The sequence below is a fragment of the Pseudomonas sp. AP19 genome (genome assembly GCF_001728855.1).
GTDB lineage: Bacteria > Pseudomonadota > Gammaproteobacteria > Pseudomonadales > Pseudomonadaceae > Aquipseudomonas > Aquipseudomonas fluorescens.
The window spans coordinates 96,125-109,426 of the sequence record NZ_LXJP01000007.1 but is presented as its reverse complement, the minus strand read 5'-3'; the positions used below and the strand labels follow the sequence as shown (position 1 = coordinate 109,426).

General features: G+C 62.4%; 12 protein-coding genes. 2 read left to right on the top strand and 10 right to left on the bottom strand.

Annotated features, from left to right (window positions below; genetic code table 11):
• Positions 1–64: 64 nt before the first annotated feature.
• Together metE and A7D21_RS08105 are read right to left on the bottom strand one after the other, a co-directional pair.
• A complete protein-coding gene (gene metE / locus A7D21_RS08110; protein ID WP_069551426.1) occupies positions 65–2,353 on the bottom strand; it encodes a 5-methyltetrahydropteroyltriglutamate--homocysteine S-methyltransferase in 2,289 nt (762 codons plus the stop codon).
• A gap of 97 nt (positions 2,354–2,450) precedes the next feature.
• Complete coding sequence (locus tag A7D21_RS08105) at positions 2,451–3,056, bottom strand: LysE family translocator (RefSeq protein ID WP_069551425.1); 606 nt, start codon at positions 3,054–3,056, stop codon at positions 2,451–2,453.
• A gap of 138 nt (positions 3,057–3,194) precedes the next feature.
• Here A7D21_RS08105 and A7D21_RS08100 point away from each other — a divergent pair, with 138 nt between their 5' ends.
• Complete coding sequence (locus A7D21_RS08100) at positions 3,195–4,838, top strand: sensor domain-containing diguanylate cyclase (RefSeq protein WP_069551424.1); 1,644 nt, start codon at positions 3,195–3,197, stop codon at positions 4,836–4,838.
• Between the two features lie 88 nt (positions 4,839–4,926).
• On the top strand, positions 4,927–5,415 hold the full coding sequence (locus A7D21_RS08095; protein WP_371859180.1) for a GNAT family N-acetyltransferase: 489 nt from the start codon (positions 4,927–4,929) through the stop codon (positions 5,413–5,415).
• Between the two features lie 19 nt (positions 5,416–5,434).
• Here A7D21_RS08095 and A7D21_RS08090 read toward each other — a convergent pair whose 3' ends face one another.
• From A7D21_RS08090 to A7D21_RS08055, 8 genes are all read right to left on the bottom strand, one after another.
• Positions 5,435–6,754, bottom strand: a complete 1,320-nt coding sequence (locus A7D21_RS08090; protein WP_069551423.1) for an OprD family porin — start codon at positions 6,752–6,754, stop codon at positions 5,435–5,437.
• A gap of 138 nt (positions 6,755–6,892) precedes the next feature.
• On the bottom strand, positions 6,893–7,726 hold the full coding sequence (locus A7D21_RS08085; RefSeq protein WP_069551422.1) for a phosphodiesterase: 834 nt from the start codon (positions 7,724–7,726) through the stop codon (positions 6,893–6,895).
• A 9-nt stretch (positions 7,727–7,735) separates the two neighbouring features.
• Positions 7,736–8,767 (bottom strand): ABC transporter ATP-binding protein, encoded by a 1,032-nt coding sequence (locus A7D21_RS08080; protein ID WP_069551421.1) that lies wholly within the window; start codon positions 8,765–8,767, stop codon positions 7,736–7,738.
• Complete coding sequence (locus tag A7D21_RS08075; protein WP_069551420.1) at positions 8,764–9,558, bottom strand: ABC transporter permease; 795 nt, start codon at positions 9,556–9,558, stop codon at positions 8,764–8,766. The genes A7D21_RS08080 and A7D21_RS08075 overlap by 4 nt, the downstream gene beginning before the upstream one ends.
• Positions 9,555–10,373, bottom strand: a complete 819-nt coding sequence (locus A7D21_RS08070) for an iron ABC transporter permease (RefSeq protein WP_053256423.1) — start codon at positions 10,371–10,373, stop codon at positions 9,555–9,557. The genes A7D21_RS08075 and A7D21_RS08070 overlap by 4 nt, the downstream gene beginning before the upstream one ends.
• Complete coding sequence (locus A7D21_RS08065) at positions 10,374–11,378, bottom strand: ABC transporter substrate-binding protein (protein WP_069551419.1); 1,005 nt, start codon at positions 11,376–11,378, stop codon at positions 10,374–10,376. It abuts the gene before it with no gap.
• Entirely contained in the window at positions 11,362–12,381 is a 1,020-nt protein-coding gene (locus A7D21_RS08060; protein ID WP_053256425.1) for a LacI family DNA-binding transcriptional regulator, read from the bottom strand. The genes A7D21_RS08065 and A7D21_RS08060 overlap by 17 nt, the downstream gene beginning before the upstream one ends.
• 123 nt (positions 12,382–12,504) lie before the next feature.
• Positions 12,505–13,173, bottom strand: a complete 669-nt coding sequence (locus A7D21_RS08055; protein ID WP_069551418.1) for a DUF2268 domain-containing putative Zn-dependent protease — start codon at positions 13,171–13,173, stop codon at positions 12,505–12,507.
• Between the last annotated feature and the right edge of the window lie 129 nt (positions 13,174–13,302).

Here is a 13,302-nt window from a genome sequence, read left to right as displayed (position 1 = left end):
AAGTTTCTCGACCTTAAGTCGCGCCTGCTTCGAAACGAACGCGCCACCGCACACAGGGTTTAGCTCAGGCCAGCTCAGCCCGCAGTTGACGCGCCGCCGCGACCATATGGATCAGCGCCGCTTCAGTCTCCGGCCAGGCGCGAGTCTTCAAACCGCAGTCCGGGTTGACCCACAGACGCTGCGCCGGAATCCGCTTGGCCGCCTTGCGCAGCAAATTAACCATTTGCGCCACATCCGGCACGCGTGGCGAGTGGATGTCATAGACACCCGGGCCGATGTCGTTCGGGTAAGCGAAGGCTTCGAACGCGTCCAGCAACTCCATGTCCGAACGCGATGTCTCGATGGTGATGACGTCGGCATCCATTGCCGCGATGGACTCGATCACGTCGTTGAACTCGCTGTAGCACATGTGGGTGTGGATCTGGGTTTCATCGCGCACGCCGCTGGCGAACAGACGGAACGCTTCGCTGGCCCAGTCCAGGTAGTGCTGCCACTGCGAGCGACGCAACGGCAGCCCTTCACGGAACGCGGCTTCGTCGATCTGGACGATCTTGATGCCGGCGGCTTCCAGGTCGACCACCTCGTCACGAATCGCCAGTGCCAGTTGACGCGCCTGCACTTCGCGGCTCACGTCTTCCCGTGGGAACGACCACATCAGCAGGGTCACCGGGCCGGTCAGCATGCCCTTCATGACCTTGCTGGTCAGGCCTTGGGCGTAACGGATCCACTCCACCGTCATGGCCTTCGGACGGCTCAGATCGCCAAAAATCACCGCCGGTTTCACGCAGCGCGAACCGTAGCTCTGGACCCAGCCAAAGCGGGTGAACGCGTAGCCGTCCAGTTGCTCGGCGAAGTATTCAACCATGTCGTTACGCTCGGCTTCACCGTGCACGAGCACATCCAGGCCAAGGTTTTCCTGCACTTCAACGGCGTGTTTGATCTCGCTGTGCATGGCTTCGACGTATTCGGCCGCGCTCAGCTTGCCGGTTTTGTAGGAATGGCGCGCCAGGCGGATCGACGCGGTTTGTGGAAACGACCCGATGGTGGTGGTCGGGAACAGCGGCAGGTTCAGGCCGGCACGCTGTTTGTCGATCCGCTGGGCGAACCGCGACTGGCGCTGGCTGTCGTTGGCGGTAACTGCCGCCACACGGGCTTGCACCGCCGGCTTGTGAATACGCGGTGAAGCGGCGCGGGCCGCTTGTACCGCGCGGCTTTGCGCCAGGGCGGCGAGCACGCTCGGTGCGTCGGGTGCGTTGACGGCCTGGGCCAGCACCGCGACTTCCGCGCACTTCTGCAGGGCGAAGGCCAACCAGCTTTTCAGTTCACCATCCAGCGTGTCTTCACGGCTCAAGTCAACCGGGCTGTGCAGCAGCGAGCAGGACGGTGCAACCCACAGGCGATCACCCAACTTTTCATGCGCATGTTGCAAGGTCGCCAGGGCTTTTTCCAGGTCGCAACGCCAGACGTTACGGCCGTTGACCACCCCCAACGACAACACTTTATACGCCGGCAAGCGGTCGAGGATCGTCGGGTATTGATCCGGCGCGCGCACCAGGTCGATGTGCAGGCCGTCGACCGGCAGGTTGGCAGCCAGGCCGAGGTTCTCTTCGAGGCCGCCGAAGTAAGTGGCAACCAGCTTTTTCAGCGGGTCACGCTGGATCAGGTTGTAGGCACGCTCAAACGCGTTTTTCCACGCTTGTGGCAGGTCCAGCGCCAGGATCGGCTCGTCGATTTGCACCCACTCAACGCCCAGGTCAGCCAGGCGCTGGAAGATCTGGCCGTACAACGGCAGCAGGCGCTCAAGCAGGTCGAGCTTATCGAAATCGCCGCCCTTGGCCTTGCCCAGCCACAGGTAAGTCAGCGGGCCGATGACAACCGGCTTGACGTTGTGGCCCAGATCACGGGCTTCCTGCACTTCTTCGAACAGCTCATCCCAGCCGAGGTGGAACGGCTGGTCGACGCTGAATTCCGGCACCAGGTAGTGGTAGTTGGTGTCGAACCACTTGGTCATTTCCTGGGCGTGGGCACCGCCGCAGCAGCTGTCACTGACCCCACGCGCCATGCCGAACAAGGTGTGCAAGGTGGCTTTGCCATCGGCCGGGCGGAAACGTTCAGGGATCACGCCGAACATCAGCGAATGTGTCAGTACCTGGTCGTACCAGGCGAAGTCACCGGCGGGCAGCAGTTCGATTCCGGCCTGTTTTTGCAGCGCCCAATGGGTTTTGCGCAGGTCACGGCCGACGGCACGCAGGCCGGCTTCGTCGAGTTCACCCTTCCAAAACGCTTCCTGCGCTTTTTTCAGTTCACGATCGCGTCCAATGCGCGGAAATCCAAGGGAATGAGCGACTGCCATGACATACAACTCCAACGTAAGTATTGATGGCAGCCATTGTCGACAGAGTCTGATAATGAGACAAACTCATTTTATTTCAGACCAACACAAGATTTGCTCATGTTGAAGTCAGGTGCAGGTAGAACGCGTGAAACATGAAATACGCACACACCGCCAATGCCACTCCCATGCAGCGGTTGAACACAGTAAACGCCGACGTCCCGCCGATTCGCCGTCCCAGCAACGCGCCGAGCAACGCATAAACCCAAGGCGCGCCAAACGCACCACACGCCAGTAATGCCGACACTCCGGCGATGGACGCACCGCTGATATGCGCCGCCGGCAACATCACACTGGTGATCGGCAGCACTGCCATGATGCCTTTGGGGTTAAGCAACTGAATCACCAGGCCGTTCCAGAACGTGAGGGTTTTGCTCGGCTCGCTGGCAGCGTCCTCGACAACCGTGCGGGCAGTGAACACCTGATAGGCCAGGTACAGCGTGTAAATGCCACCCGCCAGCGAGATATACGGTAACGCCGCCTGGGAGATGAGCGCCTCACCGGTGTACCCAAACAGCACGAACAGCAACAGCATCGCGCAGCCTACGCCGATGAAAAACCCGGTTGAGCGTCGGAATTTGCCGGTAAGCCCGGCATTCAGGCCCATGAAATTGACCGGGCCCGGGCTGTACATGACACTGAAGGCGTAGAGAAAAATGTCCATGGAGAACCTGCCGTAGTAGAAGTCCGGCGAGTCTATGCAGCGGTTTGCGCTGAATCTTGTACGTTTGTGGTTCACCGCTGGCCGTGCCCCTTCCATCGCGCATACCATGCCTGAAAACAAATACTAAAATGAGCCCCCATGATCAAAGCCAGCCTGCGCACTCACCTGACCCTGTGGTTTGCCGGTTTGTCGTTACTCACACTGCTCAGCGTGGGTTCCTATGTCGGGCATATCGCCACGGAGCAGATGAAGCAGGCCAGTGGCAACACGCTGCTCAGCACGGCCCGCTCGACGGCGGCGCTGCTGGCCGTGCAATTGCGTGAGCGTCAACTGGAAGTGTCCTTGTTGAGCAAGGCACCGCTCATGCGCCGGGGCAACCTCGACGTGCCGGATATCCTGACCTTGATGGAACTGCGCACGCAATCGCGCGCCGAATATGCGTGGATGGGTGTCGCCGATGCCGACGGGCGTGTGCGGCAGGCGGTCAACGGGCTGCTGGTCAATCAATCGGTGCAACAGCGGCCGTGGTTTCAGGCGGGCATGCACGCCGAGTACACCGGTGATCCCCACGAAGCCCTGTTGCTCGCCAAGCTGTTACCCAGTGCGGCGAATGGCGAGCTGCAGCGCTTTATCGATTTCGCCGCGCCGATTCGCAATGCCGAGGGTGAGACGATCGGCGTGCTGGGGGCCCATGCTCACTGGAGTTGGGTGACCCAGATCGTCAATTCCGCGGTGATGCAAAAGGATGCGATCCCCGAGGTCGAGGCGCTGATTGTCGACTTCGACGGCCGGGTGCTTTACCCGGAATTGCTCGCCGGCGAACACCTGCCGCCCAACCAGTTGAGCCCACCCTCCGGCTGGTCCACGGGCAATGGCTATGTCACCGCCTCGGTGGCGGTGCCTAGCCCATCGAATGCCAAAATGACCTGGTACATCATGGTGCGCCAACCGTTGGACGTCGCCCTGCAACCGGCGCGCACCCTGCTCCACAAACTGTTGCTGCTCGGCTTGCTCGCGGCGATTGTCTTCGTACTTGCCGCCTACTACGTCGCGTCGTCACTCAGCCGTCCCATCGAGCGCCTGGCCAAGTCGGCCAAGCAAGTGCAGGACCAGCGGCCCGGCGCCGTCTTCCCCCAGGAACACGCGGTGCTGGAAATCGCCCAACTGGGCCGCTCCATCAGCGGCATGACCCAATCGCTGCTCACCAAAGAGCGCGAACTGCAGGACGCCAACGCGTCCTTGGAGGCCACGGTCGCCCAGCGCACCGCCGACCTCACCCGTGCCAATGCCGACCTCTTGAGCCTGGCATCACACGACGCACTCACCGGCGTCTACAACCGCCGCCGCTTCGATGAAAAACTCGCCGAGAACGGCCTGCTGTTCCAACGCACCGGCCGTACCTTTGCCCTGTTGCTGATCGACGCGGACTACTTCAAGCGGGTGAACGACACCTATGGCCACGCGGTGGGCGATGACGTGCTGTGCCATCTGGCGGCATTGATCCAAAGCACCACCCGCGCCACCGACTTTGTCGCGCGTTACGGCGGTGAAGAGTTCGCGGTGTTGCTGCCGGAAGTCGAAGAGCCCGACAGCCCCGACGTGGTCGCCGAGAAAATCCGCGCCGCCGTGGCGGCGGCAAAATTTCCGACGGTGGACCATGTCACCGTGAGTATTGGCGTGAGCATCGCCCTGCCTGCAGACCGGGATTCTTTGGCGCTGCTCAAGCGCGCGGATATGCAGCTGTATGAAGCCAAAGCGGCGGGCAGAAATCGGGTGATGTGAACGTCGATAATCCATCCACTGTGACCAGCGGCTGATTCACCACAGTTCCCTGTTGCGTTGAGTCCAAGGCCGTCTGATTGAGCGGGGAATGTGCGTGATACAGGCCAGCGAAGACCTTGCAATACAAACGTTGGGCGAACTCCCCCAGCAGATCCACGTCCTGGAAGCGCAGGCCGTTGCCGAAGGGTTCCGGTTTCTGACGCGGCTTATCACTGAATGGGAAAACCACTCGAATCGATTTGAGCAACCCGGTGAGTGCCTGTTGGGGGGCTTTCATCACGGCCAGTTGATTGCCGTCGGCGGTCTGTCCTGCGACCCGTACGCCGGCCCGAGGATCGGTCGGCTGCGCCGCGTATACGTGGCACCCGCGATGCGCGGCCGTCGTATCGCAACGGCCTTGGTAGCGCAGCTACTGGAATACGCAGCGGTTCACTTTCAGGCCGTGCGCCTGTTCACCGATACACCACAGGCCGCGCACTTTTATCTGCGCTGCGGTTTTCAACCCATCGATGACGACAAGGCGACGCACGTAAAATCACTCACGCCCTTGAACGCACGCGCCTCAACACAGCCGTGAGGCGCGGTGCGTCCACCAGTTACATCAACGGAATCGAATAGCTCACGAACAGGCGATTCTGATCCTGGTCGCGCGCCACATCACTGCGCGACATGCCGTTGCGCCAGCCGAACCCGACGTTTTTGAACGTACCGCTTTGCACCACGTAATCCAGGGAAATATCCCGCTCCCACTCGCTGGCATTGTTGCCGGCGGTGGTGAGGATATGGTCGCCCTTCAAATACATCACCGACGCCTTCAGGCCCGGCAGGCCCAGCGCGACAAAGTCGTAAGCGTATTGCGCGAAGGCGGTGCGTTCACCGGCCTGGATGAAGGTCTGCACCGTGCGGTCGGTGTAGAGGTACAGGCTGGCGCCACCCTCCCCTTTGTTCACCAGGCCACCCTGATTGAGTTGGGCGAAGTTACTGTCGTCGGAGACTTGCTGGTAACCGGCGGTGATCGCATGAGGCCCCAGGGAATAAATGAAGGCGGCGCTCCAGGTGTTGTTGTCGATTTCGCCGTTACCGTTCTTGGTATAGCCGCCGAACTTATAACCTTCGGCGCGCCCGGCAGCGCTGCTGTTTTTACCGTCGGAGGTGGTCTTGAAGTAACGCAGGTCGGTTTTCAGTGAGCCGTAGTCGCCCAGCGGCAACACATGGATCAAACCGGCGAAGTGTTGTTGGTAATAGTCTTCAAGGTTGGCGTAGTAATACTGGACCAGCAGGTCCTTGTTCACTTGGTAGTCGGCACCGGCGTAGTTGAATTTATTGCTTTCCCGGGTGCCGCCCGCCGCTGCCAGGCCGCTGCTGTCGCTGGAACCACGGCCGGTGGTGTGTTGCAGTTGACCGCCGATCAGGGTCAGGTTGTCGATGTCTTTACTGGTGACCTGGCCACCTTCGAAGGATTGCGGCAACAGGCGGCCATCGTTGCTCACCAGGATCGGCAGGTTCGGCCGCAGGTAGCCGTAGCGCAGCTCGGTCTTGGCGAAACGCGCCTTGGCCGTCGCGCCAGCACGCGTCCAGCTGTCCGCCGCTTTGCCGTCATCGTTGGGGATCATCGAGCTGCCCACGTGGCGGCCAGCGCCGCTGTCGAGGGTCACGCCGAGCATGCCGACGGCGTCAAGGCCAAAACCGACGGTGCCCTCGGTAAAGCCCGACTGGTAGTTGAGGAGGAACGCCTGGCCCCACTCTTCGGTCTTCGACGGCGCGGCGGCGCCGTCACGGTTGTCGTTATTGAAGTAGAAGTTGCGCAGGCTCAAGTTGGCTTTACTGTCACTCAGAAAATCGGCGCTCGCCAAGGGGCTCAGAGCAATGCCCAGGCTGCCGGTCAATACGCTTAATACATTCAATGTGGCTTTCATCAGGACGAACTCCGGCGCGGAATCCAGGTTCCGGGCGCAAAAAAAGGCAGCAGGAAGCACGCGACCCCACTGGCGTGTGGCCGGTGCACTAACGGGCGTTTAACTACTTAGTTGAGCGAAGTGAACCTCCGTAGAACCTCAGTCAATCAATCCATGAGCGTCATAAAACGGGTACGGCCCCGGGTAATCCCCGAACACGCCGTTGTGGCTGATCAAGCCTTGCTGCTCATCCCAGCGGTGCAGCAGGTAACCCGCCGGTTCCAGGTTGAAATGCGCGGGCGCGGCGTCTTGCAGGTCGAGCACGATCTGGTGGGAAGTGCCGGGGCACACACAGCTCAAGCTACCGCCGAAACGCCGTTGCATGGGCCGATGCAAATGCCCGCACAACAGGCGCTCCACGTGCGGGTGACGGGCAACCACGCGCTCCAAAGCGCTGGCGTTGATAAAGGCTTCGCGGTCCATATGGCCAATGCCGCTGACAAACGGCGGGTGATGCAGGATCAACAAGGTCGGCGCAGCAGGACGCAGCGCCAACTGTTCGTCGAGCCACTGCAACTGGCTGTCCAGCAACTGGCCGCCATGGCCACCGGGAATGGTCGAGTCGAGGCCGATCAGACGCAGCGGATGTTCGTCCACCACCCAATCCAACGGGCCCTCGGCCGAGGCGGGCAAATAAGCGTGATCGCGGAAGGCATCCAGCAACGGCGCGCGGCTGTCGTGGTTACCGGGCACCAGGTAGCACGGCATCTGCAGGCGTGCCAGCTCAGGGCGCAGCACGGCGTATTCGTCGGCGCGACCGAAGTCCACCAGGTCGCCGCTGACCACCACAATATCGGGCCTGGGGTCGCTGGCGTTCAGATGGTCGACGGCTCGGCGCAGCGCGCCCAGGGTATCGACAACGCCGTAGGTCAGGCGATTGCCGGCTTTAAGGTGCAAGTCGCTGATCTGCGCAACAAGAAACGGACGGTTCACAATAGGTTCTCACGCATTCAGGGTGAACAACATGTGCGGCGCAATGGCCAGGGCAATCGGCGCGCCGACGGTGTGCAAGTGGTTGTCGCTGCAGTCCACCAGCAGCGGTTGCGGCCCACCGATGTCCACCAACAGACGGCTTTGCGCGCCCTGGAAGAACTGCGCCAACAGGTGGCCGTGCAAGTGCCCTTCCCCCTCCATCACGCGCAGGTGTTCGGGGCGGCAATACACGGTGCCGGGGCGCTCGGCGGCGTGCCACGGCAGCTCACCACCACAGACTTTCAGGCCGTGGGCGGTGCGGTCGAGGACCGCAAAGGCATTCAGATTGCCGACAAATCCGGCAACGAACGCGGTGGCCGGCTGCTGGTAGATCTGCCGGGGGCTGGCCAGTTGCGCGACACGCCCCTGTTCCATCACCAGGATGCGGTCGCCCAGGGCCATGGCTTCGCCCTGATCGTGGGTGACAAAGACCGAGGTGATGCCGAGCCCACGCAACAGTTGGTCCAGCTCACTGCGCAGACGCTCGCGCAATTGCGCATCGAGGGCCGCCAGGGGTTCATCCAGCAACAGCACTTTAGGTCGCGGAGCCAGCGCCCGAGCCAGGGCCACGCGCTGACGCTGCCCACCCGAAAGCTCATGGATGCTGCGCTTGCCGTGCTGCTGCAAGCCCACCAACTCCAGTAACTCTTCACAGCGCTTGTTGCGCGCCGGCGCCGACATGCCGCGAATCTTCAAGCCATAGACGATGTTGCCGGCCACATTCAGGTTAGGAAACAGCGCGTAATTCTGGAACACCATGCCCACGTCGCGACGCTCGATGGGCAGGCGGGTGACGTCTTGATCGCCGAAAAACACCTGGCCCACGTCCGGGCGCTCCAGGCCGGCAATCAGGCGCAAGGTCGTGGTTTTGCCACAGCCGGACGGGCCAAGAATCGCCAGGGTTTCACCGCCTTCGACAGTCAGATTCAAGTCATGCACGGCCACGGTGCCGTCGGCAAATGCCTTGCGACAGCCCTGCAACCGGATAGTGATAGCGGTCATCGACGCTCTCCACGGGACAAACGAGCACTGATGGCCTGCAGCGCAACCAGCAGCGGCACGATCATCAGCAAAAAGATAAGGGTGTAGGCGCTGGCGATTTCCAGGCGGGCCGAGGCGTAGCTGTCGGCCAGGCCCACGGGCAGCGTTTTGGTCATCGGCGTGTGCAGCATCCAGGTCAGGTTGAATTCACCCAGGCTCAGGGTGACCACCATCAGCACACCGGCGAGAATCCCCGCCCGGCAGTTCGGTACCACCACGCTGAAGAAGCGTTTGATCGGCCCGGCACCGAGGCTCGCCGCCGCCTCCTCCAGCACCGGCAGTTGCTGGCGCTGCATCACGGCCATCACCGGGCGCACCAGAAACGGCAAGGTGAACAGCACGTGGCCGACGAGGATGAACAACCAACTGCTGCGAAACGTGCCGAACTGGCCGTAGGTCAGCAGCAACGCCAGCGCACTGGCCAACCCCGGCATTGCCACCGGCAGCACCATCAGCTCCTCGAAGGCGCGACTGAAGCGGTTGTTCATCCGCACCAGGGCATAGGCCGCAGGTACGCCGATCACGCCGACGCACACCGCGCAGGCCAGGGCCAATTGCGGTGACAGCCACACGGTCGGCGAATAGGCCTGCCACACCTGGATCAGCCAGTCGAAGGTCAACCCACTGGACAGGCCGACAAAGAAGTTGCGGGTCAACCCGGCCAACAATGACATCACCACCGGCACCAACATGAAGGCGCACACCAGCAGGGTAAACAGCAGTTGAATCACAAACAGCGAAGAGCGTTTCACAGGACTGTCCCCGCGTTTTTGACCAGCCGTCGTGTCAACAGCAACACGGCCCAGGTCACCGCACCGAGCACCACCGACAGGGCAGCGGCGACGGCAAAGTTGGCGTAGTTGGTGAACACGTTGTAGATCGCCACCGGGGTGACGTTCAGCCGCGTGCCCAACGTGAAGGCCGTGCCAAACGCCCCCATCGAGGTGGCAAAGCAGATCGCCCCGCACGAAGCCAGCGCGGGGGCCAGGCCCGGCACGATGACGTCGCACACCACGCGCCAATGGCCGGCCCCCAAAGAATGAGCCGCTTCTTCGAGGCTGCGGTCGAGGCTCTCGCACGCCGCCATCACCGTGAGAATCACCCGTGGAATCGAGAAGTACAGATAGCCCACGAACAGCCCGGCCAACGAATACGCAAAGATCCAGCGCTCACCGGCCAGTTGCAGCCCCAAGGCGGCGAACAGGCCTTGGCGCCCGGCCAGCAGGATCACCAGGAACCCCACGACCACGCCGGGAAACGCCAGCGGAAAGGTCAAGAGCGCCACCAGCGCCGAACGCCCGAAGAACTGCTGGCGCGCGAGAAATACGCCGCTGATGCCGCCGATCAGTAACGCGACCGAGGTCACCACCAGCGCAAGAATCACGGTTTGCCCCAGGCTGCCCAGGTACTGCGCACTGCTGAGCACCTGCCAATAACCGCTGCCCAGGCTGTCGCGGCTTTGCGCACCGAGCACCACCAGGTGCGCCAGCGGCAACAGCCAGAACGCGAGCAGCACCGCAAACGCCGGGGCCAACGCCCAGGCGGCGTGTTTTGCCGATGCGGCCACTTACTTGACCTCGTTCAGGTAACGGGCGGCGAAGGCTTCCTGCACAGCGGCCATTTTTTCGTAGTCGACCACGCCGGCACGCGCATAGTCGCTGTCCGGCAGGAACTGCGCGGCCACATCCGCGGGCATTTTCATCGGCCGTACCGGGCGCAGGTAGGCCTTGGCCCAGAGTGCCTGGCCGGCGTCGGACAGCACAAAGTCGAGGACCTTTTCCGCATTCGCGCGGTGCGGCGCGTTAGCCACCAGGCTCATCACGTACGGCACGCTGATGCTGCCCTCTTTGGGGATCACGAAGGCGACATTGGCGTTGTCCTTGTAACGCGCGCGGTAGGCGTTGAAGTCATAGTCCACCAGGATCGGCAGCTCGCCGGACAGCACCCGCGCATAAGCGGTCTGCTTGGGCACGATGGGCGCGTTTTTCGCGAGCTTCTGAAAGTAGTCGATAGCGGGCGCGAAGTTGTCCAGGTCGCCGCCCAGCGCGCGGTTGATCGCCACGGCAGAGACGTAGCCGACAAACGCGCTGGACGGGTCGAGGTAACCAACCATGCCTTTGTACTCAGGTTTGAGCAGGTCGGCCCAGCCTTGCGGCACCGGCAAACCGCCCAGCGCGTCGACGTTGACCATGATGCCCAAGGTGCCGGAGTGAATCGCGAACCAGTGGCCGGCCGGGTCCTTCAAGCCGGCGGGGATCTGTTCCCAGCCTTTGGGTGTGTAGGTGTCGACCACCTGGGCTTTTTGCGCCTGCAGGCCGAAGGTCACGCCGTAATACACCACGTCCGCCACCGGCGCAGCCTTCTCGGCCACCAACTGCGCCAGGGACTGGCCGGAGTTCTTGTTGTCCAGCGGCACCTGCACGCCGGTGCTGGCGGCGATGGCCTTGAGTTGGGTGCCCCAGTCCGCCCAGTCGGGCGGGCAGTTGTAGCAAATCGCGGTTTCGGCGGCCTGGGCCAGGCTGGCCGCACCGCACAGCAGCACGGCTGCCAAAGTTTTACTGAACGCGCGCATCAAGCGTCTCCTCGTGGGGTTGAGTGCTTTCGCCGGGCCGGATATGGCAAGGCAGACAATGGGAAATCGGCGATTGGCCGGCGATCTGCGCCAGCAATTGATCAATCACCGTGCTGGCGAGCAGCGCGATGGGTTGCACCACGCTGCACAGGGTCGGGTGCATCTGCGTGCCGAGCGCTATGCCGTCGAAGCCCATCACCGACAGTTGCTCGGGCACATGCCAGGCGTTGCGGCGCAACTCGGCGATCAGGCTGATGGCCAGGAAATCGTTGGAACACACCAGCGCAGTCGGGGCCTGGGGGCCGTGGAGAAAGGGCGCGATGGCCGCGAACTCGGCCTGGGTGTGGGCCGGCATCTCGATGACCGGGCGGGTGTTGAGCCCGTACGCTTTCATCGCGTCGCAATAGCCCGCGTAACGCAGGCGAGCGCGATCGGACTGCAACGCGGGGCCGGCAACCATGCTGATGCGGCGGTGCCCCGCGTCGAGCAAATACCGCGTGGCCAGGGCCATGCCCGCGCGGTTATCGACTGACACCGCGCTGTAGTTGGGGTTGCTCGGTTGGTGATACGCCAGCACGAACGGCGTTTGTTCGCTGGCGAGGCTGTTGAGCACGCTGTTGCTTTCGGCGTCGGTCACCGTCAGCACGAGGCCGTCGACGCGTTGGCGCAACAACTCTTCCACCACCACGCTTTCGCGTTCGCTGCTGTAGTCGGTGGTCGCCAGCAACAGGCTGTAGCCGCGCAACCGTGCCGCACGCTCCATGGCCTGGAACTGTTCGGCGAACACCGGGTTGAGCAGGTTGGGCACCACGACGCCAATCAGCTGGGTGGTTTGCAGGCGCAATTGGCGGCCGAGCAAATTGGGCCGAAAGCCCAGCTCACGAGCGGCGGCGAACACCTGCTCACGGGTGGCCGGGCGCACCTGGTCGGGTGAAGCAAAGGTGCGGGCGGCGGTGGCGCGGGATACGCCAGCCAGCCGTGCAACGTCTTTCAAGTCAGTCATTGTCACTCGCTTGAGATCGATCTCATTGGTGAGGACAGTAACGGGGGAATGTGGCAGGAAGGTGGTGGGCAGATGACGGTTTGATGTCAGTGAAGCCGGCAGGCGCCGGCGACCCTGCGCCTATCAGGGATTGCGGATCAACCCTTGGTCGAGCGCAACCGCGAGGATGTCTTGCGCGCGGACGTTGACCCAGGTGGACGCATCCGGCTGCCCCACCACCGCCAACCATCGCCCCACCATCTGATCGCCGAGCGCATACCCCAACCACTTGGGCTTGTCCGCCGTACCAAAAAACCACGCATTGTGATCGTAGTACGTTGCCTCCAGGGCGCTCAGGTCCACCGGCTCCGCTCGCAACGCCTCAAGGCTGAACGCCCTCTCCCACGGCTCCGGCTCGCTGCCCAGTAGCTGGCGCACAAACTGCCCGGCCAGGCCTTCACTGACCAATGCTTCGCCCAACGTCCAGCCATACCCAGGCCCGGCCATGCGCAGGCAATGATGCACCTCGTGTATCACATGCCGATGCACCGCGCCGTGTTTCAGGCTGGCGGCAAAATTCGGATTATCCGGATCAAAGGTCATTGAGAACATCGTGCTGCGGTAGGCGCGTCCCACCAGGCCCAGTTCCGCGATGGTTTCACCGGGCAGCCGCTGAATCAGCGCATCCAGGCGTGGCGCTGGCATCCACCTGGAAATGGCCTCGTAGGCGATCTCGAATTCTTCCGTCAACGGCTTGCGAAATTCGCCCAGGGCGCCCGAAGCCTCCAGCCAATGCAGTGTCCATGCGTCCATTCTCACCTCTCGTCGCTTCCACGTGGCGTCGTCACTCATGCGCCTCATCATACGGATGGGCTGTCATATTGGCAGGGCATATTAAAAGCGGCGCGCAAAATCCGCCCGCTAACCTTTCGATCTGATCCA